Raw genomic sequence first — 22,703 nt, 5'->3', positions numbered from 1 at the left:
TCGCCTTTTGGGGGGGGGTGGGGGGGGGGGTTTTGGGGGAGCTGTTCGCGGCGGGGGCCTTGGGGGTGGGGGTGGTTGTGGGGGGGGACCCCGCCGACCTGCCCGTGCTCGTAGATGTAGTCGCCGAGGTGGACGACGAAGTCGACGTTCTCTCGCGCGATGCCCCGGTGGGCCGCGTAGAAACCGTCGTGGAACGCCTGGCAGTTGGCGGCGGCGAAGCGGACGGAGGAGACGTTGCCGACGGGCGCGGTCTTCGTGCGGCCGATCCGGCTCCGCTTGCCCAGGGCCTCGAAGGCGTACCAGTAGCGGGTGCCCGGGCGCAGCCCGGAGACGGGGACGTGCACGCTGTGGCCGAGCGTCGCCGAGGCGGGCGCGGTGCCGCGCGCGACGACGCGCCGCAACCGGGGGTCGGTGGCGACGACCCAGTCGACCTCGACGATCTCGGGCAGCTTCTGCTCGGCGGCCAGCGGCTCGGGGGCGAGCCGCGTCCAGAGCAGGACGCTGCTCGGCTGCGGGTCGCCGGAGGCGACGCCGAGGGTGAACGGCGCCGGGTCGTAGTCGGCGCCGAGCGCCTGGGCGGCCTCGAGGGCCTGCGCAGGCGACAGCCCGGCGGCCAGCGGCCAGACGAGGTTCAGGGCACCGGCGGCTCCGGCGGCCTTGAGCAGATCGCGGCGATTGAGCCTGGTCACTTGCGTCCCCCCGTGGCGTGCAGCGTGAGCGATATGGCGTCGGCGTAACCGTCGTTGGACGTCCCGCCGCCGCTGCGGGTGAAGACGAGCAGCATGCGCGCGGTGCGTGCGCCGGGCGGGACCGTGGCGGTCGCGGTGCGCTCGATGAGTGCGGTGCGGGACAGCCGTTCGGCGGCCGTCACCGGGCCGAGCACGGACAGGGCCACCGGGGTTCCCTCGGCGTCCCGGAACTCCACGGACAGCCGGGCGCCGTCCTCCTGTGTCGCGTAGCCGCCCAGCCAGCCGGCGAGCGTGTAGCGGACCTTCCCGGCGTCGACGGCCCGCCGGCCGGTGATGCCGCGCGTGGGCAGGGTGATGTCCTGCACGAGGGCGGTACGCGGGCTGTTGCCGCCGGAGAAGAACCGGCTGCCACGGGTGGCGGGGCCGGGGTCGGCGGGTCCGGGATAGCCGTTGCCCAGGTTGTACGCGATGAGCGCGGGCGCTCCTTCGGGCACCTGCCAGCCGGTCACGTCGGTGACCGGCTCGGCGGACCCGCCGGGCCCGCTCTCCGCGTCGCCGTTGACTACGAGATTCACTCAAGCCTCCTCGATCAAGCGCTGTTCGAATGGCGCGTGTATCGCAGCAGTCGGGGGTGAACCTTTGACGACGCGTCGGAGAACAGTGGCGGCAAGTTGTACAGACAACTCTCGGGCAGCGTCGCCGGCGGCCTGTTCGGGGGCGGTTCGGCCCTGGCCGGACTGGTGCAGCGTCGGCTCCCCGGCCCAAGCAAACGCAGCCCGGAGCAGAACCGGCGTCGTGCCCTGGCAGGCAGCGGCGCGGCTCTCCTCGCTCTCTTCCAGGGGCGGGCCGTGACGATACGCGGATCAGTGGATCGGCACGGGTACGGTGCGGGACCTGGAGGGAGCCGAACGGTCGGTGCTCGCGGTCGCCCGGAGAGAGGTGCCGGCCCCGTCGGCAGTCCCTCCGGACGAGGACATCGACTGGGTGGAGCGGCTCGTACAGATCACCGGCTGGGCGCAGCCCGCTCAGCGCCCGGACGTGGACTGGGCGCAGCCGGGAAAGCGACTGACCGGGGCCACCGCCGTGCTCTGCGGTGTCCTGCGGGCATCCGCAATGGGCCGGGCCGGAGTGAGCTTGCGGCCGTTCGGGCTCAGTTGTGTCCTGCTTGCTGTGGTGCCGACTGGAGCAGTGTGATGGCGAGGACGGCCTGATCGTCTTCCTCGGACGCGGCCGACCAGCTGTCGCTGTCGGTCCGCAGGAACGACACCACTGTCTGGGGATCCGGCTCACACGTGAGGAAGTGCTCCCCGAGCCGTTCCATGACGGGGTAGAAGGTGCCGTCCGTGTTGCGGGCCTCGCTGAGGCCGTCGGTGTACAGGACCAGGACCTCGCCGGGACGCAGAGTGTGTTCCGTCGTCAGGACGCGGCCGCCGGACAGTTCACCGAGTCCCAGCGGCAGCGCGGGCGCCGTGGCCAGATGGCGGGCCCCGTCCGGTCCGACGGCGACCGGTGCAGGATGTCCGCGGTCGACGATGCGCACGCTGTCACCGGCGAACTCCATGACCAGTGCCGTCACGAACAGTTCGGGGTCACCGGTGTCCGCCTTGGGGCCGTTGCGGACGATGCTGAGCTCCAGCCGGTCCGCCAGGACGGAAAGATCCCGCCACTCATGGGCGGACACGCGGAAACTCCCCAGGACCGCGGCGACCGTCTGTACCGCGTCCAAGCCCTTGCCGCGGACGTCGCCGATGATCACCCGGACCCCGAACGGCGTCTCGCACATGTCGTACAGGTCGCCCCCGACGAACGTGCCGCCCTCACCCGGCGAGTAGTACCCGGCGGCGCTGACATGGGCGAGGCGGGGCGGCACCGGGCGCAGCAGGGTCCGCTGCATCGCCTCGGCCACCGAGTTGGCCATGATGAGGTGTTTCTCGGTGTTCTGGCGTTGCCTGGCGAGCAGATAGCTGACCGCGCCGATGATGAGCGTGGCCATGTACAGGGCCACATGGTGCTGTTCGTCGAAGTGACCCGGACGTCCCGCCGCCATCAGTATCTGCAGCCCCAGACACCCGATGGCCGACCATGCGGTTGCCCTTGGCCCGCGAGTGGCGGAGACCAAGGGGGGAACCCCGGTGAGCAGGAAGCTCACCGGCTCCCGCCCCTGGACAGCCACCTCCGTGATCAGGACAAGGAGGACGGCGATGATGGGCATCCACCAGATCCAGCCCCGGCGTGAGAACAGGAAATGCCAGTTGAGCGGAGAAGGCTGAGGGGGCACGCCTGCACTGTACTGACCAGGCAAGGCCCGGAGCCGGAAGCGGGGCCGCGCCCCTCGGCCGGCCGGCTGCCCGTACCTGCCCGGCGGGAGTGTCACGTGCCCAAACGGAGCAGAGCACAGGAGGGGCGACTCCCGGAATCCCCCGGGAGCCGCCCCCATCTCCGCCTCTGCCCTGTCAGGCTCAGCGGGTGACTTCGCGGTTGAAGACGGCGCGGGACCACAGGTAGCCGACCAGGGCGAGGCCCGTGCACCATGCCAGGGCGATCCAGCCGTCGTTGCCGATCGGGGTGCCGAGCAGCAGGCCGCGCAGAGTCTCGTTGATCGGGGTGAAGGGCTGGTACTCGGCGAACCAGCGCAGGGCGGTCGGCATGGAGTCCGGGGTGACGACCGCGCTGCCGAGGAAGGGCAGGAAGGTCAGCGGCAGCGGGGCGTTGCTCGCGGACTCGACGGTCTTGGCGCCCATGCCCATCGCGGCGGACAGCCAGGCCATGCCGAAGGCCAGGAAGAGGAGCAGGCCCGCGGCGGACGCCCACTCGACGGCCGAGGCGTCGGGCCGGAAGCCGATCGCGAGAGAGACGGCGGTGATCAGGACGAGGACCGCCGCGACCTGGATGACACTGCCGAGGACATGGCCCGTGAGGATGGAGCCGCGGGAGATCGACATCGTACGGAAACGGTTGACGATGCCTTCGGTCATGTCGGTGCAGACGGACACGGCCGTCGCGACGGCCCCCGAGGTCGCGGACATGAGGATGATGCCGGGCACCAGGTAGTTGATGTAGTCGCCTCGGTCGGCTCCCGCCCCGATGCCGGTGCCGAGCGCGCCGCCGAAGACGTACACGAACAGCAGCAGCATCAGCAGTGGCATCACGAGGATCGAGATCGTCATCGACGGGTAGCGCTGCATGTGCTTGAGGTTGCGGCGCAGCATCGTCATGGAGTCGCGCAGGGCGTATGAGCGGGTGGCCTTGGCCGGCTTGGCGGGCTTGGCCGGGGTCAGGGTGGCGGTGCTCATCGGTTCGACTCCTTCTGAGTGGTGGTGGCGGTGGACGGGGCGGGGACGGTGGGGGCGTTCTGCTTGCCGGTGAGGGTGAGGAAGACGTCGTCGAGGTCGGGGGTGTGCACGGTGAGCGACTCCGCCCGGACCCCGGAGCTGTCCAGGGCGTCGAGGATGGCGCGGAGGTTGGTGACCGAGCCGTCGCTGGGGATCTGCAGCACGAGCGCCTCGTCGTCCCGGGTCGCGATGCCGAAGACGGCGGCGGCCGTAGCGAGGTGGGTCTCGTCGGCGAACTGGACGCGTACGTGGCCGCCGGGGATCAGCCGCTTCAGCTCCTCCGCCGTGCCTTCGGCGACGAGCTTGCCGTGGTCGAGGACCGCGATGCGGTCGGCGAGGTGGTCGGCCTCCTCCAGGTACTGCGTGGTGAGGAAGATCGTCACGCCCTGCTCCGTGACCAGGCCCCGGATCAGCTCCCACATGTCGCGGCGGCTGCGCGGGTCGAGGCCGGTGGTCGGCTCGTCGAGGAAGATGATCCGCGGCCGGCCGACCAGCGTCATCGCCAGGTCCAGCTTGCGGCGCATGCCGCCGGAGAAGGTGGCGACGTTCTTGCGGGCCGCCTCGGTCAGGTCGAACCGCTCCAGGAGCTCGGCGGTGCGGCGGCGGCCCTCGCTGCGGCTCAGGTGGTAGAGGTCGGCCATGAGGAGCAGGTTCTCCTCGGCGGTCAGCAGCCCGTCGACGGCGGCGAACTGGCCGGTGACGCCGATCAGGGTGCGTACGGAGCCGGCGTCGGCCTTCACGTCGTGGCCCGCGATCCGGGCCTCGCCCCCGTCGGCGGTGATCAGGGTGGAGAGGATCTCGACCGTCGTCGTCTTGCCGGCGCCGTTGGGGCCGAGCAGGGCGAAGATCGTGCCCTCGGGAATCCGCAGGTCGATGCCGTCGAGCACCACCTTGTCGCCGTACGACTTGCGCAGGCCGATCGCGGAGATCGCCGTGGAGCGGGTGCTGGTGGCCGCTGTGGTCACGGTGTTCATGGTGGGCGGGCCTTTCTCTTCTGGGGAGTCCGAGGGGCTGGGCCGGCAGGGGCCGGGAGGGCGGGCCGGCGAGGTTCGGCGGAAGCGGTGAGGTCGGGAAGCCGGTGAGGTCGGCGGGGCCAGTGATGTGGGGAAAGGGGTGGGTTCGGCGGGGCCTGACGGGTCTGACGTGGCACGTCGGGACTGCGGGGGTACGGCAGGGCCTGGCTCTGGAGGTCCGGGTCAGCGCCTGGCGCCATAGGCGCCAGTTCTGCACCGCGCTTGCGCCACCATCATGGCACACCGATGGCGCCATATCGAGCACTCATGGCGCCATCCATGTCGGCCACGTGGCACGGTGTCGCCCTGGCCTGCGCTTCGGCGATGCCGGTACGTCACCGGGGTGCTGCCCCGCGCCACGCAAAGGCGCCCCCGCGCCGGCCTGAGCCGGTACGGGGGCGCCTTCCGTCGGACCCATCGCCCGAATCCGAGAGGTGGTCAGCCGACCAGGGTGCGGTCGCGGTGCGAGCGCGGTGCGGCCTGCGCCTCGCCGAGCTTCTCGCCCTCGACGTCGACCCGGGGCAGGATCCGGTCCAGCCACTTCGGCAGCCACCAGGCGGACTTGCCGAGCAGAGCGAAGAGCGCGGGCACGATCGCCATCCGGACGATGAAGGCGTCGAAGAGAACGGCGATCGCGAGGGCGAAGCCGATCATCTTGACGAAGTCGTTGTCCTCCACGATGAAGCCGGAGAACACGCTCATCATGATGACCGCAGCCGCGCTGACCACCCGGCCCCCGTAGCGGAATCCGTCGACGACCGCTTCGCCGGGACGAGCCCCGTGGGCGTACGACTCACGCATCCGGCTGACCAGGAAGACCTCGTAGTCCATCGCGAGGCCGAAGACCACGCCGATCATGAAGATCGGCATCGTGCTCATGATCGGGCCCGGGGCGTCGATGCCGAAGACGTCGGCGAGCCAGCCCCACTGGAAGACCGCCACGACGGCGCCGAGGGCCGCCGCCACCGAGAGCAGGAAGCCGAGGGCCGCCTTGAGCGGGACCAGGACGGAGCGGAAGACCACCATGAGCAGAAGGAAGGCGAGGCCGACGACCAGGCCCAGGTAGGGCAGCAGGGCGTCGTCGAGGGTCTGGGAGAAGTCGATGAACATGGCCGTCTGGCCGGTCACGAGGATCCGGGACACGGTGCCCTGCTCCAGGCCGCCCGCGGTGTCGCGGAGTTCGCGTACCAGCTCCTCGGTCTTCTTCTCGGTGGGGCCGGTCGTGGGGATGACGGTGAGGATCGCGGTGTCGCCCACCTTGTTGGCGGTGGCCGGGGAGACCGAGGCCACACCGGCCGTCTTCCCGAGCGCCTTGCCGATCTCGTCTCCGGCGGCCTTGGCCTTGGTGTCCGTCGTCTGCACGGTGACCATCAGGGGTCCGTTGAACCCGGGCCCGAAGGACTCCGAAAGCAGGTCGTACGCCTTGCGCTGGGTCGTCTCCGTCGACATCTGCCCCTCGCCCGGCAGGCCGAGCTCCAGGCTCGCCGCCGGAACGGCGACCGTACCGAGGCCGACCACACCGACGAGCAGGACCGCCACTGGGTGGCGCAGGACGTAACTTGCCCAGCGGGACCCCAGGTTGGGCTTGGTCTTCCTGGCCAGCTTCGCCTCGTGCTTGGCGGCCCTGCGCTGCTGACGGTCCGACAGCGGCTTGACCGCGTACCGCAGGCGTCCCTTGCGGGCCATCACCTTGACCGGCGCGAGGCCGAGGAGGGCGGGGACCAGCGTGATCGCGACGAGTACGGAGACGGCGACGGTGCCGGCCGCGGCGAGGCCCATCTTGGTGAGCATCGGGATGTTCACCACGGCGAGCCCGGCGAGGGCGACGATGACCGTGAGACCGGCGAAGACGACGGCCGAGCCCGCGGTACCGACGGCCCGTCCCGCGGCCTCTTCGGGGGTACGCCCCTCGGCACGCTCGGCGCGGAAACGGGACACGATGAACAGCGCGTAGTCGATGCCGACCGCAAGTCCGATCATCATCGCAAGGGTTGAAGTGGTGCCGGACAGCCCCAGTGTGGAGCCGAGCGCGGTGATGCCCGAGATGCCGATGCCGACGCCGATCAGCGCGGTGATCAGCGGCATTCCGGCCGCGATCATCGAGCCGAAGGTCAGGACGAGGACGATCGCGCAGATCAGGATGCCGATCTGCTCGCCGGTGCCGCCCATCGCCTGCTCGATCTTCACGGCGTCACCGCCGGCCTCGACGGTCAGCCCCGCCTCGCGGGCCCGCTCGGTGGCCGCGTCGAGCCCGTCGTGCGCTTTGTCTCCGACCTCCATCGCGGGAACCTTGTACGTCACCACCATGTAGGCGGTCGTCCCGTCCTTGCTGATGCTGATGTCGGGGCTCTTGTACGGGTTGGCGACACCCACCACCTGCGGGGACGACGCCCCCAGCTCGGAGACCAGGCGCTCGACCTTGGTCCGCTGCGCGGGCGTGGTGATCTTCGCACCCTCGGGGGCCCGGACGACGACCCGGGCACTGGCGCCATCGGCACTCGCATCCGGGAACTTCTCGGTCAGCAGGTCGAAGGCCTCCTGCGACTCGGTGCCCGGCATCGAGAACGTATCGGCGGGCGGCGCCGGTGCGGACGATGCCGCGAAGCCCACGCCGCCGAATATCAGCAGCCAGAGCAGCAGCGTCACCCCCCGTCGGCGAAAGGCGAGGCGGCCCAGCCTGGACAGGAACGTAGCCACGGAGGAACTCCCATTGGATCAGTGATTGGTCAAAGCGGTTGGTTGCGTCGAAACGTGCCGGCTGGTCATTGGGCCAGTGGCTTGACGCCAAGTTGGCGCCCGCATGGCGCATCGCGAGCATCGCCATCATGACACACGGATGGCGCCATCGCGAGCCATTATGGCGCCATCCTCATTCTGTGTGACAGCAGGGGTGGCGAGTGTGCCGACGGTGCTGAGCGCGGGTGGTCAGGGCCTCGACGACGGCTTTCGGCAGGCGCCCGCCCGGCGGCTCCGGAGGTCAGCCCCCGCGCCCTCGCCCTGTTCCCGGGCTGGTTCAGGACGCGGTGGTGAGCAGTTCGCGGCGGGTTGGGGGCCGGTGCAGGTCGAGGGTGACCGGGCTGGGGCGCTTGCCTGTGGTGGCGAAGACGTACAGGCGCAGCGCCAGGAAGCGGCCTGTGCCGGCCAGGGCCGAGGCAGAGAGGTAGACGGTCTGCTCGACCACGAGAGAGGGTGCGCTCTCGAACGCGTAGAGGACGAGCATCGCAAGGGTGGTCACGGCGAAGGCGGCCGCGGCCGTCCCGGCGGACTGCAGGTGGTGCCGGAGGCCGCAGCGCAACAGTCCGCGCCCGCCGCGCCGCCGCCCCGCCGCAAAGGTGAACCGTGCGTGCAGCTCAGTCGCGAGAATCGTCGAGACCACCGTGACGAGGGCGTTGGCCAGGGCGAACGGCAGGGAGGCGGCGAGCAGGGCGACGCCCGCACTGGAGGCGAGGCCGACTCCGCCGCCGAGGATGACGAAGCGGACGAAGGAGGCGAAGGCGCCAGGGGCTTCGGGGGTGCTGGTCCGTAATCCGCGTTGCATCTCTTTCTCCGCCCCCTCGATTCGATACCTGCGCCCATGCCGGCGCGCTTCAGTCCCAACTCCGTCTGTGTGCACGCCTGCGCGCGTGCATGTACGAGCGCCTACGCGCGGCGGATCACGATGTCGCCGACGCTCGTGCGGCCCCGGACCTCGACCGTCTCCGTGGACTGCCCAGGGCCCTCCGCCGCGTCCAACTCATTGCGTACGCGGCCGGCCGTGGAGCGTACGTCGAGCCAGGCCGCGGTGCCCTCAGCGATGCCGATCTCCAAGCCTCCGGCAGAGGAGTCCAGCGTGATCTGGCCGCGAACGACCTCGCCGAGGCGGATGGAGCCGCTGGCGGTCTTGGCGGTGACCGAGGACCCCGCGCGTACGACGCTGATGGGGCCGTTCGAGGAGTTCACCCGCAGCTCCCCGCCGATCTCTCCGATCACGGTCTCGCCGTTGAGGTTCTTGACGGTCGCCGACCCGTCGATCCGGCCCACCCGCACACGGCCCGAGCCTTGGATCTCGGTCTGGCCCGTCGTACGGTCCACGAGGATGTCGCCGTGCGAGGTCTTCAGCCGCACGTCCGCGGCCTCGTCGAGCTGGATGTCCCCGGCCGCGGTCGTGAGGCGGCAGTTGCCGAACCGGCCCTCGCCGATGAGCTCGCCCAGGCCCGTGCTGACGATCAACTCCGAGCCCGCGGGCAGCTCGACGGTCACATCGACCGCGCCGATCTTGCCGAAGAGCGAGCGCTTCTTGGGGCCCTTGACCAGCAGCTTCCCACCCGCGCAGGTGACCTTGGTTTCCTCGGCGGCCTGTACGTCCAGCTTGTCGCCCGGGTCGCTCGGCGTCACCTCGACGACGGTGTCGGTGCGCTTGGCCGCGACGATGCGGGCCCGCCCGATCTCGAGCTCGACGGTGGCGGAGACGGGTTCGGGGGTTTCGAAAGCAGGCATGGCTGTGCCGTCCTTTTGGCTGAGTGACTGAGTGGCTGAGTGGCTCAGTGGAGGTTCGTGCTCGGCTGAAGTGCCGTGGCGCGACAGCGATGTGAGGCGGTTCCAGGTGCGGCCGGCGCACCGGGAACGTCGTCGTTCAAGCGTGACCGTGCGGTGCTTCCGGGTGCGCCTCGCGGACCCACGGTTGCGTCACGGTACGACCGTGGCGTGAGGCCGTTCCCCGGTACGGCTAGCGGACCCAGCCGGTGAAGCCCTGCCCGACAGCCGGGCCAAGGCCCGTCGAACCCTTCCGGCTGCGGCCCGCCGTGCCGGGCTCAAGGGCGGCGGTCACGGCCCGCACCAGCCACGCGTTGACCGAAAGGCCCTCGCGGCTCGCGGCTTCCTCGACCCGGACCTTGAGCTGGGCCGGCGGGCGGAAGTTGATGCGCGAAGTGGCGCCGTCCTCGGCCTCCACGGGGGCCGTCACCGGGGGCGGCGGGGCCTGCACCGGAGTGTCGGCCTCCTCGAAGACGTCGACTGCGGGCGGCGCGGTCACCACGAACTCGGGATTCAGGCCGCGCAGCCTCAGATCGACCGAGCCGGGCGCCAGGTCACGGGTGACCTCGTCCATCGCGTCGGACAGGGCGTTCAGCAGGGTCAGACGGGCTGCCGACTCCAGTTGACCGGTCAGCCGGTCGGCCAGAGCACGAGCTTCGTCCCCGCCCGCCTCGGCGGCCACGCCGAGCTCATGGCGAAGATTGTCAACATACGGGGTGAGGTCCATGACGTAATAGTGGCACCATCGTGGCGCCACCACAAGTCCCTTGGCGCCATGGCGGGCCAGAGTTTCGCCCAGATGGCGCCAAGGAATGGCGCCGCCCTTACTGTGGCGCGGTGGTACGGAGCCGCCAACAGTGCTTCGAGACGGCCGAACGAGGGGTCCTGACATCGGCACGAGACGGCTCACGTCATACCCACCTGCCCACCGGCGCGCCCGTGACCTGGGGGGATGTCACGCTCGTCGAGGGGCCACCGTGGCACCCGACTTCGCGCGCAGCAACCCTTCACGGGCCGACCGGAGGGGCAGCCCGTGCGACCAGCTCGCACAGGGTCAGCAGCCAGGCGAGAGCGGCGACCCACAGGAGCACGGTTCCCAGCGTGTCGAGCCAGGCGATGCCCGTCGCCGCCGCGGTCGACAGGGAGGTGACCGCCGTCATGCCGAGGGGAAAGACCGTGGCCCAGCGCCGGACGTCGTAGCGCGGGCGCGGACGGAACAGTTCGGAGCTGAGCAGGACGACGTACCAGGCGAGGTCGAGGGCGAGCAGCACGAGAGTGGCCGTACGCAACGCCGTGTAGGCAGACCCGGACCACACGGCGCTCGCAAGGAGCTTGGAACCCGCGAGCGCCGAAATGGCCAGCGCCCCGCCTGCCACCCACTGGTCGCCGGCGCCCCGGAGGATCTGCCCGAAATCGAACCGGGCCAGAGCGTCCGCGTAGAGCACCAGCCCAAGACCGAAGAAGACGAGCGCCGCCCAGGCCAGCCAGTCACCCCCCGCGGGTGCGAGGGCCGCGGCCAGAACCGCGAGTGCCTGCGTAGCGACGCAGATCAGGAATACGGATCCCGGCATGTGCCGCCGCAGATGCCTCAGCACCGCCGTCAGCAGCACCGCCCACAACACCACGGCAAGCGCCAACAGCACCCCCGCGAAGGCGTTCCAGCCGAGGAGGGCGACCCGGACGCCGATGATGGTGGTGGCGGCGACGGCGGTCAGACCCGGTGGGGTGTCGGCGTCCGCCAGCCAACGGCGCCGACTACGCAGCAGACGGACGCCGAAGTCCCACGCGAGCAGCAGCCAGACCAGGGCCGCGAGACACAGCAGGACGCGTGAGAGCGCCTCACGGCCGTCGAGATGGAAACCGACGGACAGGATGCCGGTGGCCATCACCACGGCGCCCGCCGCGGGCGGCAGGTCCCTCCACGTCCCGGCGGGCGGCGGCGCGGGCCGTGTACGGGCGGGCGGCTCCTTCATGAGCCCCATCGCAACGCGTCTCGGCCCGCTCCGCCACCCGGACGCCGCACACCACACCCGGCCGGGCGCTACCTGCCGCCACGCCTCCTCCGGACATGCCTCCGACACGCCAAGGCGTCTGATGGCCGGCCAGACCTTCGAGCGTGCGGTACCGCTGGACGAACCGAGGCCGCCGCGCAAGCCGCACGCCCTTCCGATCATCGAATCGCTGACCTGGCGTCGAGGGATGGGGAGGATTCCGACGCCGCCTGGGCAGTGGTCCCGGCGCATATGCTGATCATCCGTTCGGGTAGTGAGGAAGAGCATGATCAACGTCGACGGGTATCTGGCGGTACTGGGAGTGGCCCGGCCGGCGGCCCCGACCGCCGAGGCGCTGTGGGCACTGCACCGGGCGCAGGTGGAGCGGGTCGCCTACGAGAACCTCGACATCCATCTGGGGCGGCCGACGGGCATCGCCGCCGAGGAATCCGTGGCCCGGATCGTGCGCGGGCGCGGCGGCTACTGCTTCCACCTCAACGGGGCCTTCAGCGCGCTGCTGACGGCCCTCGGCTACGACGTCACCCTGCACCGGGCCGGGGTGCAGGGCACCCCCGAGGACACCGCGGGCGCGGGCGGTGACCATCTCGCGCTCACCGTGCGGCTCGACGGCGAGCGGTGGCTGGTCGACACCGGGCTGGCAGGCGGGATGCACGAGCCGCTGCCGCTGCGCGAAGGCAGCTACACCCAGGGGCCGTTCACGTACGCGATGGCCCCGTCGGTGGCGGTGCCGGGCGGCTGGCGGTTCACCCATGACCCCCGCGGCGCGTTCACGGCGATGGACTTCGCGCCGGACCCCGTGGAGCTGTCCTCCTTCGCCGCGGAGCACGTCCGGCTGTCCACCTCTCCCGAGTCCGGCTTCGTCCGGGTCCTCACCGCGCAGCTCCGCGGCGCCAAGGGCGTGGACGTCCTACGTGGGTGCGTGCTGCGCCGGATCCACGCGGGAGGCACGGACGAGCGGACCATCGACTCGGCCGACGACTGGTACGACGTACTGGCCGGTGTGTTCCGCCTGAACCTGACCGACGTCGACGACCCCGCGCGAGCGGAGCTGTGGCACCGCGTCCGAACCGCGCACCAGGAATGGGAGGCCGCGGGGCGGCAGTGAGGGGTGCCTTCCGCGCCGCTCTGCGATCATGTGCGCATGGATACGGGGGGATCTACTCATGGCCGCCGCATACCCGGCGCCTCTCGGCGGCGTCGGGCCAGTTCCGCTCTTCTCGCGGTGGCGGCGATGCTGGCCGTGCTCGCCGCGCTGGCCGTAGTGGTCGTGGTGCTGCCTGGGCTGGTGGTCGAGCGCGATCTCGGCGGGGCCAGGATCTCGGCCGCTGAGCGGCTCGGAGCTGTGAACAACGTACGCACGACGCTCGTGCAGGCGGTCGGTGGCGCTGTCGTCCTCTTTGGCGCGTACGCGACCTGGCGGCAGTTGAGGGTCAATCAGGAGGGGCTGAACGCCACCCGGGAGGGATACATCACCGACCGCTTCAGCCGGGCGGTCGACCAGCTCGGCGGCGAGAAGACGGACGTGCGGATCGGCGGCCTGTACGCGCTGTGGCGGATCGCGGAGCACTCGGCTCACGACCGGGAGGCAGTCATCTCGATCAAGGCCGCGTTCCTCCGGACTCACCTGCCATGGCCTCCGCAAGGGCAGGACTCCCCTGCGGCGGAAGCCTCCATCAACTCCGTGCCTCCGCTGGAGACCCGTGCCCCGGATGCCCAGGTGGCGCTCACCGGCATTGGAGTCCTGTGCCAGGAACGCCGACCCGACTGGCTCAACGTCAGCTACACCGACCTGCGTCGGGCCGACTGCGACGGACTGTGGCTGCACCACATCAACTTCGACGGCGCCTGCCTGGAAGCGGCGAGCTTTTACCAGGGCAACCTGACCAAGGCATCGCTGATCGGAGCCAACATGCGGCACGTCGAGCTCGGGACGTCGATTCTCCACCAGAGCCGCTGCATCGAAGCCGACCTGCGCGGGGCTCGCATGGTCAGGGCCGACCTCAGCGACGCCGACTTCTCCCACGCCGACCTGCGGGAGGCGAATTTGCGCAAGGCGCGGGGCCATGGCACCAAGTTCACGGGTGCGGATCTGAGACTGGCCGACCTCCGAGGAACCGATCTCACTGGTGCCGACCTGACACGGGCGAAGCTGGAGGGCGCACTGGCAAGCGACGTCACCATCTGGCCGACAGGCTTCGACATCCAGGCGGCCGGCATCGCCATGGTCGAGGACCCCGGCGCCGAGCCGAGCATCCTGCTGCAAGCCGCCGCGCTCGCGAGGAACGTCCCACCCCTGCACTCGGCCTGATGCTTCAACCGAGGTGGTCCGTCAGGCAGCTGCACTGAGGGGTCGTCCGCCCCAGCGGATGCCCTCGGTAGTGATTTTCACTGCCCACTGCCCGCCGCACGACCTGCTGCAGCTTCTTCCCCTCCTGCTCGGTCAGCCTGCGAACCCTGACCGGCTACGTTATCCCGCCTCCCCAAGCTGACTGGAAGCGTCGTCACTTCCAACCAGCACAACGAGCAACCCGTCAGTGGTTCGCGGTTGCAGCGCTCGGCGTCGATATCGACGACACGTGGCTGTCAGCGCCCTCAAGTAGGTTCTGTCCGTTCGGCCCGACGGGTGGGTCGTCGAGCTGAGGGGTTCGTCGTAGTGAGCATCTACCTGCACTTTCGTGCCGTGGCTGAGTCCGAGATCCGGGACGACCACACCTGGCTCGCTGCGTTCATGTCCGAGGCTTGGGAGAACGACATCGACGAGTACGCGGCGGGCATCGCCCACTCGATCAACAAGGGCTGGGACGCCGTCAACGACCTCTATGCCGCAGCCGATACCTTCTGTCCAGACGCCGACGAGCCCTGGACCCTGCCCATCTACGGCGGCCGCCCCGTGCCCCAGAGCACTGACGCCGCCCCCTCCAATCCCCCGCTGATGCTTCTGGAGCCGTCTGGTGTGTCGCAGGCCGCGGGTTTCCTTACGGCTGTCTCTTTCGACGAGCTGTGGAACGTTGTCGGTGCCAAGTTCAGCGCCTTCGGCTGGACCAGGCAGGAACACCTCGAACATCACCGGGCCCTCCGGGAGTTCTACGAGCAGGCGGCTTCGGCAGGCCACGCCGTGGTCAAAGCGGTGTGGGCTTGAGACGCGGCCACGTGCTGGGCGCAGATAGTTGGGGTGGCCGGCATCAACCGCTGTGCTGGGGTGGTTCCCAAACGGAGCAGTCGTGGGCGAAGAGCACTCGGCGGGGGTCGAATTCGGTGAGCCGCTCCAGCCACGGCTGATAGGTGGGAAGCGGCGGTTCGAGGCCGTCGAGGACGGCTTGGCGGGCCAGGTGGTCCGAGGCGAAGTGGGATGCGAAGTCGTGGGCCTGGCCGGCGAGGACCACGGTGCCGTCGTTCTGTCGGATCACGAGCGACTGGTGCCCGGCGGTATGCCCGGGGGTCGGGATGATCCAGACTCCCGGCCAGACCTCGGCTTCTCCGGTGATCTCCTTGTAGGTGGCGCCGGGGAAGTCGACGAGTTCGTCGATGGTGTAGTCGCCTCGGCGGGCGGTGGCCAGCTCCACGGACTGCACGAGGATGGGCTTGCCGCCAAGCAAGGGATTCCCGCCGCAGTGGTCGAAGTGGAGGTGGCAGTTCACGACCAGGGAGATGTCCGTGAGGGTGACGCCTGCGGCCGCGAGCGCTGCCTCAAGTGGCCTGCGGTGGGGGCGATAGTGGGCTTCGGTTTCTGGGTCGGCAGCGCCGACACCGGTGTCGAAGAGGATCAGTCCATCGTCGCGCTGCACGAGATAGGCGAGGACGGGTTCGACTCGCGGCTGCGAGCCACCAGTTTCCGATGCCGGCCGGACGAAGTAGCCCAGGTCGATTCGGCGTACGGCCGTCTGCTTGCTCATCGGGTCATGCTGGCAGGCTGTCGTGTTTCTTCTCGGGGCTTTTGCCGACAGCGAACTCAGCCCAACCTGCCGGCGAGTGATCAGCTTCCCGGATCAGTGATCGTAGGCGGTCAGCGAGCGTAGGCCCGACCAGCTGGTGTGATCGTTGTGCCAGATGTCCGCGGTCAGCACGAGGATGCGCTGCAGGACGCCGACGATCACTCCGCCGGGGATGTGCCAGCGGTGGCGTTCGAGGTCGTGCTGGTCCTTGAAGCTCTCGTTGACCGAATCGATGACCTGCCACAACGGCTTGAACAGCTGTGACCCGGCCCGTTCCGGCTCGCCCTTGCGGGCCGGCCGCAGTAGCCGGACGTCCTGCTCGGCCAGCTGGGCCTCCAAGCCCCTGCCGAAGTAGGGCTCGTCGCCGATCAGCGTCTGCCCGGGCTGGCGAGGAGGCCCGGCTCGGCCGCGAACAGGTCCAGCAGCGTCTCCCGCTCGTCGGCCTTCGCTCCGGTCAGGGCGAAGGAGACGGGCAGGCCCTGGAGGGTGCGCACCACGTGCAGCCGAATGCCCCAGAAGAAGCGGCTGTGGCTGGCGTAGTAACCGGACTCAGCCCATCCCCGACCAGGTCGGAGGGTTGACGGTCTCGCGGGAGCGGCCGCACTCCACCGGCGTGGAGTCCACGATCCACACGTCGTCGCTCCACACGGAGGTGTCGGTGGCCAGGAGCCGGGCCACCCGCCGAAGCAGCTCGGCGGCCTTGCGCAGGCGCTTGTTGTAGCCGGGCTGTTTGGGCACCGTCTCCAGCTACCAGGTGGCCTCAGGCCCGGCTGCCAGCCGGTGTCTCCGACCGACTCCACGCCCCACCCTTCCTTGGCGCCCCGACGGGCGGTGCACCGAAACGTACGCGGGCCCGCTGAGACCGGCCCTTCCCTCATCGTCCTCCGGCGCAGGGCTCACCGAGCGCGTCGGGCGGATCCGGGTGGAACGGAGCGGCGGCGAGCGGCCGCGGACCCGGCCGACTCACGTGATCGCCGCATGTCGAGAACGGCGTGGCGGCTCCGTCTCGGGGGTGGATGCGGTCACCGTGGCCGTACGACACCAGGGAGACCCAGCATGACGATCCAGCGCATGGACAACGTCCTCATCGTGGTCGAGGACCTTGACGCCGTCATTTCGTTCTTCGTCGAACTCGGCATGGAGCTGGAGAGCAAGGCGCCGGTCGAAGGACGTTGGGTGGAGCGAGTCATCGGGATCGACGACGTGCGACAGGACATCGCGATGCTGCGAACCCCCGACGGCCACGGTCGAATCGAGCTGGCGATGTTCCACGCGCCGAAGGCGATCCGAGCCGAGCCGAAGGACGCGCCGGCGAACACGCTGGGCATTCGCCGCATCATGTTCGCCGTCGACGACATCGACGACGTTGTCGCCCGTCTGCGTACCCACGGCGCAGAACTCGTCGGCGAGCTGGCGCAGTACGAGGACGTCTATCGGCTGTGCTACATCCGCGGCCCCGAGGGCATCATCGTCGGCCTGGCCGAGCAGCTCGGCTGAGGCTGCCCAAGGGACCCTGCGTCCGAGAACCGTTCGGGTACGCGCCTCCGGAGTGCGCCGACCCGCCGGGACCGTACACACCCACGAGCCCCTCGCCGCCGTCCCCACTCCCCCTCGATGGCACGGCCTCACGAGCGTCAGGGCCCGGTGGCACCGCGCCGGCACGAACAAGGCCGATATGGACGTCAAGCGCAGTCGTGACGGGCGGGGCGCCCGATTCCCATGGGACGCATGGGATGCATGGGTCGCGACCCCGCTGTTCTGAGCCAAAACGAGGGCCGTTCACAGGGCGATTGTTGGCTGGGCTCCCCACTGCCCTTCCGTGCTCGGGCTTCTAGCATTCGACCACCCCCGCCCGCACCGGTGGGGAGCCTCCAGAAGCCAGCATGACATGTACATGATAGTTCAACCGTTGTCCGCTGGACTACCCCTCGCACCGCCAGCGTCTCGATCCACCGCAACAGGTCCACGCCTGCCGCCCGCCCCCGTGGCGCGCCGCACTCCCGCCCCGCGACCGGACGCACCCGTGCGCCCCGAACGCCCGGCACTGAAGCACTGGATGGGAGCACCATGAGAGTCCCCCTGCTCGTGAGCGGAGCGATCGTCGCTCTGTTCGCCTCGGCCCTGCCCACACAGGCCAGCCCGTCGTCGATCGTCGACCCGCCCCCGGACAAGATCGTCATCGACGTCGCCACGGTGAACGGCTCCGGCTGTCCCCAGGGCACCACCGCCATCGCCGTGTCCGAGGACAACACCGCCTTCACCGTCACCTACAGCGACTACCTGGCGCAGGTGGGCGGCAACTCCTCCCCCACGGCGGCCCGCAGAAACTGCCAGCTCAACCTCCTGGTGCACGTGCCCCACGGCTTCACCTACGCGATCGCCAGCGCCGACTACCGCGGCTACGCGTCGCTCCGGCCCGGCGCGAGCAGCACCGAGAAGGCTTCGTACTACTTCCAGGGCTCCCCGAACACCGCGTCCCGGACCCACACCTTCCGAGGCCCGTACGAGGACAACTGGCAGGCCACCGACGACACCGACTGGGCGCAGCTCGTGTGGGCGCCCTGCGGTGTGCAGCGGAACTTCAACATCAACACCGAGCTCCGCGTGAACGCCGGCACGTCGAACCCGGCCACCACCAGCTACATGACCATGGACTCCACCGACGGTGACATCAGCACCGTCTACCACCTCGCGTGGAAGGAGTGCCCGGACAGCTGACCCTGCGCCGCCCCGGCCGGGCCCCCTTCCCGGCCGGGGCTCAACTCCCCGAGCTGGGCCCGGCGTATCCAGGCAACTTCCCATGGGCGGACAGCCTCACGTCACCGTTCAGGTGCGTATGGGCAGGGCGGCCGATGGCCCCCTCCCCCGCCCGGTGCCGTTGAGGACCTGGAGGTCAGGGGTGCCCACGGCGGAGCCTGCCAGGCCCGCACGGCGGTGCTTGCACTGGATGACCCAGCGGCGCCCGAAAGGATCGGTGGCCTTCACATCCGCCCCGTTGTCACCAGCCCCGCCGACCTGCACCGCGTCCGCGCACCCGTCGCGGCGCATCAGGTCCCGGACCACGCGCTCGAAGTCCCGGTGATGCAAGGAGTCGAGCTGCGAGAGCGCGTAGCGCAGACCCTGCAATCGCACCCGCTCCCACTGTGCCGCCTTCTGGCGTTGGACCAACCATGCCGCCACCGCGCCGCCGACCACCACGAACAGCAGGGGGTCCGGGGGTGAGCGTGGGTGTGGCGTCTCCCAGCCCGCTGTTCGTGCGCCGCGACGACGGCACGATCTGGGCCTTCTAAGCCGGGTCAGCCGTCCACGGCCAAGCGGCCTGGCGGCCGGCCTCGATGGGGCCGATCATCCGGAATGCGGCGTCCGTGAGGCCGCCGAAGGTGTGGCGGTGGGGGCCCGCGGGAGCGTGGGCGGGCTGGTACCCCGCCAGGTTCCATGTGTAGACCGGGATCTCGACCGGAACAGGTTCGGCCGGCCCGCCGGGGCCGTAGTGCGCGTTCTGCTCGTCGGTGACGATCAGGACGCGGTCGTGCTCCTGGTAGTGGGTCCGCACAGCCTTCGTGGTGTAGGTGCCTCCGAGACGGTGGAACCGTTTCAGCACTTCGAGGACCGGTTCGCCCGGCTCGAACGGCACGTCCGCGCTGGTCCAGCCGAACTCCACCAGGTCCGCCTGTTCGGCACGCATGGCCAACGCGCTGCCGAACACCGCCGCCGCGTCCGCACGGGTCAGCTTGGACCGCTCGGATACGGTGTCCCAGAACATGGAGTCGGACCGGTCCACCAGGATCAGCGTCCGGCCGGGCAGGGACGGTACGTTGGCCAGGGAGTGGCTCAGTGCCCGTTCCAACTCGGCCGCCCAGCGCTGAGACGGCGCGTGTCGGTGGGCGGCCAGGTAACGCATGGGGAACTGCCGGGAACGGGCGACCTCGCCGGCGTCCGAGAGTCGTGCGGCGACCCGGGCCGCGACCTCGTCCGAGACTCCTGCCTCGTCGAAGTTCCGTAGGTTCCGCAGAAGTGCCATGGGTGCCATCGTGGGGATCACGGCCTCCCAGACGGCGGCGTCCATCGGCCCGTGGAGCCAGCCCGCCAGGGCCTCCCACGTCATGCCCGCGGCGGCCAGCCGCTCGGGGCCGTCCGGCCCGGTCACCACCGCCCGCCGCTCGTCCACCGGCAGCTCCATCAGTGCCCGGTGCGCTGTCAGCAGGGAGTCGGAAGCCGGCGGAACAGCCAGCTCCGGGTGGTGGCGGCGGTCCAGGGCGTACCGGAAGAGCGCGCCCTGCCAGGGCTTGTCCGGGTCGGGGGAAGCGTGCACCAAGTTGAGCACGTCGCCGAAGCGGAAGCCCCTGGACGCGGTGTCGTACTTCAGCAGAGACCGGGATGAGTACAGTCGGCGTACGGCATCGGCGATGCCCCGCTTCACGGGCTGGGGTACGTTCCGCCCGTATACCGAGGTCCAGTGGGCAAGCAACTCTCCCGGCTCGTCTGCGCGCTGGAGCACCGAGTCGATCACGGATCGGTTGGAAGGGCCGTTGGACGACCCGGCCTCGAGCCGGGCTCGCACGTACGCGGCGGCGCCCACCAGGGACGCGGTGCGCAGGTTGCCCTCGCTGCGAAGCCAGCGCAGCAGACCGGCTGTCCATGCCGGGTCCTCGACAGCGAGTTCGCCCACGAGCCGGGCGTACCTGTCGTCGCGCTCCTTACCGCTCTCGTAGAAGGTCTGCTGAGAGACGAAGTTGGCAACCGCCAGCAGGAAGAGCTCTTCGCGGGGCTCCCGCGTGAAGGCCGGGCCGCCGGCGTGAGTGCGGAGTTCCCGCTCGGTGGGTCCGTGGTGGACCCACGGTTCGAGTGGGGTGCGGGCGGCCGCCGAGACGTGCGGGGCCACGAGCATCTCAGACCAGACTTTGGAGACGCGTTGGGTGTAGCGAGGCAGTGAATCCCCCCGGATCCAAGGAATGAACGGCCCCGCAACGTAGATCTGTCGGGGCTGGGTCGGCCGCGCCCGCCGAGATCAAAGGAGGCGGCGGCGTCACTTGAGTGTCGTAGGAAGTAGCCGCAGCCGGGCGCATCGGGGGCGCGGTCGCGATGCCAACGTATGCGGGCCACGGGGCCGCGCGCCAGCGATTAAATCTCAGGCCGGTTCGCGGGCTCGCTGTGCATGGCCGCAGAGAGCCCCCAGTGGCTGGAGACCGAAGGAACCAGCCCCACGTCATCAGCCGTCCGTGGATTCAGCGTTGCGACTCGCCATTCCGCCTCAGTCACCTGGACGCGCTCGCCGGCCTGGTGGCCGGCGCGGAGGCCACTGACACCGGCCCGAGGCTGAGGCGCTACGCGGGGCGAAGAACCGGATTGATCGCCGCCAGGATCTCGTGCAGCAGACCCGCCCCTTGGGCCATGGGGTCGGCAGCATCCTGCGACATCTCCTCGCACAGCTGCAGCGCGTTGTCCCGGTCGACGGAGAAGATGCTGAACACATCGACGACTGCGGTGCCGATCCAATCACTGTGATTCGAGTCGGCGGCCGCCAGCGCGGACGCGACTATCGTCAGCCCGGCCTTGTCCATGCGCCGAAGCAAGGCTTCCGCGGTCGCTCGGGTGACGAAGGTGTCACGTGGGTCGAGCACGAGTTCCAGCAGCGGCCCGACGGCTTCCCGCATGTCGGCGAAGCCTGCCAAGCCATGACCGGCATCCGCCCGATCCCGGAAGTCGTGGCTCCGCCCGAGCTCGCCGAGGGCCCACACAGCTGCGAGCCGCAGGTCACTGTCCACTTCCTTGCCAACCTCTCCCGCGGTATTCGGCCAAAGTAGCAGCGCGACGCCCGTCGGGTGATCGCCAGGATGCCGGGGGTATCAGAGCCGGACGATGACGAGGGCGGTGTCGTCGGTGGCGCCGACGGCCGGGAGCAGGTCGAGAAGAAGCGCCTCGGCGAGTGCCTCGGGGTCGGCTCCGCGGTGGTGGGTGAGGGAGTCGGCGAGGCGGGCGAGGCCGACGTCGATGTCCTCGCGGCGGCGTTCGATCAGACCGTCGGTGTAGAGGACGAGAGTGTCGCCTTCGGTGAAGGACGTGGTTGCCTGCGGGCGGGGAACGTGGTCCGGTCGGGCGCCGAGTGGGGGGTCGGTGGCCTGGTCGAGGAATTCGACGGTGCCGTCGGTGCGGAACAGGGCCGGTGGAGGGTGGCCGGCGCTGCTGTACGTGATTGTGTGGGTCTCCCAGTCGACGTACGTCTCGACGGCGGTGGCGTTCTCGGCGCCCTCGACGGAGCGCGCGTAGAGGCCGAGGACTTCCAGGGCCTGGGCAGGGCCGTCGGCGACGTGGGAGGTGGCGCTGAGCGCGCTGCGGAGCAGGCCCATGACGCAGGCGGCTTGAAGGCCGTGGCCGACGACGTCGCCGACGGCGACGGCGATGCGATCGCCGGGCAGGGTGACGAGGTCGTACCAGTCGCCGCAGACGTTGAGCGTTCCGATGGCGGGCCGGTAGCGCACGGCGACCCGATGGTGGCCGACGGGGCCCGGGGCGGGCAGCATCGCGTCCTGCAGGGCGAGGGCGACCTCGCGCTCGCGGGCGTGTGCCTCGCGAAGCCGCTCGTTGAGCTCCTGCAGTTCCCTGGCCCGGGTGTACAGCTCCGCCTCCAGCACCCGGGTACGGCTGCCGCGCGCGCCGCGTGCCTTGATGAGTTCGGTGACCTCCTCGACGCGGTGCAGCAGCAGCACCACCTGGCCGTCCGGTCCGAACACCGGCGCGTTGACGGGGCTCCAGTACCGCTCTTCCCACTCGCCCGGCCGTTCGAGGGACTCGACGTCGCAACGCTGCAGCGCCATCGTGTCCCGCTCGCCGGTGGTGAGCACCCTTTGGAGTGACGCGTGCAGGTTCCGCGCGCCCGTGGCGGCGGGGTCGCCGGGGTTGTCGGGGAAGACGTCGAAGAGGTACCGGCCCACCAGCTGCTCGCGCGAGCGGCCCGACATACGCACGAACTCCTCGTTCACGTCCACGTACACCAGCTCGGGAGTCAGCAGCGCGACCATGGCGGGCAGTGCCTGGAACACCGCCTCGTGGTCGATTCCCGCCTCCGCCATGGCCGGCCCGCCTCTGTGCTCGGAGCTGTCCCGTGATTCCCACGATAAGAGCCAAGGTGAACCATCGCGCCTTCGCCGGATCGGGGTGTCCGCACTGTTCGGGAGGTCGGCACCTGCCGGCCCTGTTGTGCATGCGTCCAGAC

General features: G+C 70.1%; 22 protein-coding genes and 1 pseudogene. 5 read left to right on the top strand and 18 right to left on the bottom strand.

Annotation, left to right across the window (positions count from 1 at the left end):
* The 10 genes from ACFVZW_RS24040 to ACFVZW_RS23995 form a co-directional block, all read right to left on the bottom strand.
* Positions 1-689 (bottom strand): alkaline phosphatase D family protein (locus ACFVZW_RS24040; RefSeq protein ID WP_384524732.1); only part of this gene is annotated, 689 nt, incomplete at its 3' end.
* Complete coding sequence (locus ACFVZW_RS24035; RefSeq protein WP_384524729.1) at positions 686-1,264, bottom strand: phosphoesterase; 579 nt, start codon at positions 1,262-1,264, stop codon at positions 686-688. The genes ACFVZW_RS24035 and ACFVZW_RS24040, both read right to left, overlap by 4 nt.
* Before the next feature lie 575 nt (positions 1,265-1,839).
* Complete coding sequence (locus tag ACFVZW_RS24030) at positions 1,840-2,901, bottom strand: PP2C family protein-serine/threonine phosphatase (protein ID WP_384524726.1); 1,062 nt, start codon at positions 2,899-2,901, stop codon at positions 1,840-1,842.
* Positions 2,902-3,148: 247 nt separating this feature from the next.
* Positions 3,149-3,982, bottom strand: coding sequence for an ABC transporter permease (locus ACFVZW_RS24025; protein WP_384524723.1), 834 nt, complete (start codon positions 3,980-3,982; stop codon positions 3,149-3,151).
* Positions 3,979-4,995, bottom strand: a complete 1,017-nt coding sequence (locus tag ACFVZW_RS24020) for an ATP-binding cassette domain-containing protein (protein WP_384524720.1) — start codon at positions 4,993-4,995, stop codon at positions 3,979-3,981. The genes ACFVZW_RS24025 and ACFVZW_RS24020 overlap by 4 nt, the downstream gene beginning before the upstream one ends.
* 477 nt (positions 4,996-5,472) lie before the next feature.
* A complete protein-coding gene (locus ACFVZW_RS24015) occupies positions 5,473-7,731 on the bottom strand; it encodes an MMPL family transporter (RefSeq protein ID WP_384524717.1) in 2,259 nt (752 codons plus the stop codon).
* 316 nt (positions 7,732-8,047) lie between these two features.
* Positions 8,048-8,572, bottom strand: coding sequence for a hypothetical protein (locus tag ACFVZW_RS24010; protein ID WP_384524715.1), 525 nt, complete (start codon positions 8,570-8,572; stop codon positions 8,048-8,050).
* 101 nt (positions 8,573-8,673) lie between these two features.
* The gene (locus tag ACFVZW_RS24005) at positions 8,674-9,510 is read right to left on the bottom strand and encodes a DUF4097 domain-containing protein (RefSeq protein WP_384524712.1); all 837 of its coding nucleotides are present in this window, start codon (positions 9,508-9,510) and stop codon (positions 8,674-8,676) included.
* A 229-nt stretch (positions 9,511-9,739) separates the two neighbouring features.
* Positions 9,740-10,273 carry a hypothetical protein gene (locus ACFVZW_RS24000; protein ID WP_384524709.1) on the bottom strand — a complete coding sequence of 178 codons (534 nt, stop codon included), beginning with the start codon at positions 10,271-10,273 and terminating at the stop codon, positions 9,740-9,742.
* Between the two features lie 280 nt (positions 10,274-10,553).
* Positions 10,554-11,519, bottom strand: a complete 966-nt coding sequence (locus tag ACFVZW_RS23995; RefSeq protein ID WP_384524706.1) for a tellurite resistance/C4-dicarboxylate transporter family protein — start codon at positions 11,517-11,519, stop codon at positions 10,554-10,556.
* Positions 11,520-11,823: 304 nt separating this feature from the next.
* On the opposite strand from ACFVZW_RS23995, the gene ACFVZW_RS23990 reads away from it, so the two are divergent.
* The 3 genes from ACFVZW_RS23990 (at position 11,824) to ACFVZW_RS23980 (ending at position 14,697) form a co-directional block, all read left to right on the top strand.
* Positions 11,824-12,663 carry an arylamine N-acetyltransferase gene (locus ACFVZW_RS23990; RefSeq protein ID WP_384524703.1) on the top strand — a complete coding sequence of 280 codons (840 nt, stop codon included), beginning with the start codon at positions 11,824-11,826 and terminating at the stop codon, positions 12,661-12,663.
* A gap of 126 nt (positions 12,664-12,789) precedes the next feature.
* Positions 12,790-13,866 (top strand): pentapeptide repeat-containing protein, encoded by a 1,077-nt coding sequence (locus tag ACFVZW_RS23985; protein WP_384524759.1) that lies wholly within the window; start codon positions 12,790-12,792, stop codon positions 13,864-13,866.
* 345 nt (positions 13,867-14,211) lie between these two features.
* Positions 14,212-14,697 carry a DUF1877 family protein gene (locus ACFVZW_RS23980; protein WP_384524700.1) on the top strand — a complete coding sequence of 162 codons (486 nt, stop codon included), beginning with the start codon at positions 14,212-14,214 and terminating at the stop codon, positions 14,695-14,697.
* A 43-nt stretch (positions 14,698-14,740) separates the two neighbouring features.
* Here the strand turns inward: ACFVZW_RS23980 and ACFVZW_RS23975 are convergent, their stop codons facing one another.
* From ACFVZW_RS23975 to ACFVZW_RS23960, 4 genes are all read right to left on the bottom strand, one after another.
* Complete coding sequence (locus ACFVZW_RS23975; protein WP_384524697.1) at positions 14,741-15,451, bottom strand: N-acyl homoserine lactonase family protein; 711 nt, start codon at positions 15,449-15,451, stop codon at positions 14,741-14,743.
* Positions 15,452-15,544: 93 nt separating this feature from the next.
* Positions 15,545-15,829, bottom strand: a complete 285-nt coding sequence (locus ACFVZW_RS23970) for a hypothetical protein (protein ID WP_384524694.1) — start codon at positions 15,827-15,829, stop codon at positions 15,545-15,547.
* Positions 15,830-15,858: 29 nt separating this feature from the next.
* Positions 15,859-15,984, bottom strand: a complete 126-nt coding sequence (locus ACFVZW_RS23965; protein WP_384524691.1) for a hypothetical protein — start codon at positions 15,982-15,984, stop codon at positions 15,859-15,861.
* A 55-nt stretch (positions 15,985-16,039) separates the two neighbouring features.
* Positions 16,040-16,228 carry a hypothetical protein gene (locus ACFVZW_RS23960; protein WP_384524688.1) on the bottom strand — a complete coding sequence of 63 codons (189 nt, stop codon included), beginning with the start codon at positions 16,226-16,228 and terminating at the stop codon, positions 16,040-16,042.
* Positions 16,229-16,546: 318 nt separating this feature from the next.
* On the opposite strand from ACFVZW_RS23960, the gene ACFVZW_RS23955 reads away from it, so the two are divergent.
* Complete coding sequence (locus ACFVZW_RS23955; RefSeq protein WP_384524685.1) at positions 16,547-16,987, top strand: VOC family protein; 441 nt, start codon at positions 16,547-16,549, stop codon at positions 16,985-16,987.
* 570 nt (positions 16,988-17,557) lie between these two features.
* Positions 17,558-18,208, top strand: coding sequence for a DUF4360 domain-containing protein (locus tag ACFVZW_RS23950; RefSeq protein WP_384524682.1), 651 nt, complete (start codon positions 17,558-17,560; stop codon positions 18,206-18,208).
* Between the two features lie 147 nt (positions 18,209-18,355).
* Here ACFVZW_RS23950 and ACFVZW_RS23945 read toward each other — a convergent pair.
* From ACFVZW_RS23945 to ACFVZW_RS23930, 4 genes and pseudogenes are all read right to left on the bottom strand, one after another.
* A pseudogene (locus ACFVZW_RS23945) lies at positions 18,356-18,688 on the bottom strand (restriction endonuclease); the annotation flags it as partial.
* An 88-nt stretch (positions 18,689-18,776) separates the two neighbouring features.
* Positions 18,777-20,378, bottom strand: coding sequence for a TROVE domain-containing protein (locus ACFVZW_RS23940; RefSeq protein WP_384524679.1), 1,602 nt, complete (start codon positions 20,376-20,378; stop codon positions 18,777-18,779).
* A gap of 436 nt (positions 20,379-20,814) precedes the next feature.
* Entirely contained in the window at positions 20,815-21,255 is a 441-nt protein-coding gene (locus ACFVZW_RS23935; RefSeq protein ID WP_384524676.1) for a hypothetical protein, read from the bottom strand.
* Between the two features lie 81 nt (positions 21,256-21,336).
* The gene (locus ACFVZW_RS23930; protein ID WP_384524673.1) at positions 21,337-22,560 is read right to left on the bottom strand and encodes a PP2C family protein-serine/threonine phosphatase; all 1,224 of its coding nucleotides are present in this window, start codon (positions 22,558-22,560) and stop codon (positions 21,337-21,339) included.
* Positions 22,561-22,703 lie beyond the last annotated feature (143 nt).

It is taken from the genome of Streptomyces sp. NPDC059567, assembly GCF_042735655.1.
Classification (GTDB): Bacteria; Actinomycetota; Actinomycetes; order Streptomycetales; family Streptomycetaceae; genus Streptomyces.
This window is presented reverse-complemented; position numbering and strand designations above follow the sequence as displayed.

Bases quoted from the DNA above. Each gene is read 5' to 3' on its own strand.
- ACFVZW_RS24020 (WP_384524720.1), bottom strand. From the start codon at position 4,995: ATGAACACCGTGACCACAGCGGCCACCAGCACCCGCTCCACGGCGATC.
- ACFVZW_RS23975 (WP_384524697.1), bottom strand. From the start codon at position 15,451: ATGAGCAAGCAGACGGCCGTACGCCGAATCGACCTGGGCTACTTCGTC.
- ACFVZW_RS24030 (WP_384524726.1), bottom strand. From the start codon at position 2,901: ATGCCCATCATCGCCGTCCTCCTTGTCCTGATCACGGAGGTGGCTGTC.
- ACFVZW_RS24010 (WP_384524715.1), bottom strand. From the start codon at position 8,572: ATGCAACGCGGATTACGGACCAGCACCCCCGAAGCCCCTGGCGCCTTC.
- ACFVZW_RS23990 (WP_384524703.1), top strand. From the start codon at position 11,824: ATGATCAACGTCGACGGGTATCTGGCGGTACTGGGAGTGGCCCGGCCG.
- ACFVZW_RS23985 (WP_384524759.1), top strand. From the start codon at position 12,790: ATGCTGGCCGTGCTCGCCGCGCTGGCCGTAGTGGTCGTGGTGCTGCCT.
- ACFVZW_RS23955 (WP_384524685.1), top strand. From the start codon at position 16,547: ATGACGATCCAGCGCATGGACAACGTCCTCATCGTGGTCGAGGACCTT.
- ACFVZW_RS24025 (WP_384524723.1), bottom strand. From the start codon at position 3,982: ATGAGCACCGCCACCCTGACCCCGGCCAAGCCCGCCAAGCCGGCCAAG.
- ACFVZW_RS24005 (WP_384524712.1), bottom strand. From the start codon at position 9,510: ATGCCTGCTTTCGAAACCCCCGAACCCGTCTCCGCCACCGTCGAGCTC.
- ACFVZW_RS23940 (WP_384524679.1), bottom strand. From the start codon at position 20,378: ATGCTCGTGGCCCCGCACGTCTCGGCGGCCGCCCGCACCCCACTCGAA.
- ACFVZW_RS23930 (WP_384524673.1), bottom strand. From the start codon at position 22,560: ATGGCGGAGGCGGGAATCGACCACGAGGCGGTGTTCCAGGCACTGCCC.
- ACFVZW_RS23950 (WP_384524682.1), top strand. From the start codon at position 17,558: ATGAGAGTCCCCCTGCTCGTGAGCGGAGCGATCGTCGCTCTGTTCGCC.
- ACFVZW_RS23995 (WP_384524706.1), bottom strand. From the start codon at position 11,519: ATGAAGGAGCCGCCCGCCCGTACACGGCCCGCGCCGCCGCCCGCCGGG.
- ACFVZW_RS24000 (WP_384524709.1), bottom strand. From the start codon at position 10,273: ATGGACCTCACCCCGTATGTTGACAATCTTCGCCATGAGCTCGGCGTG.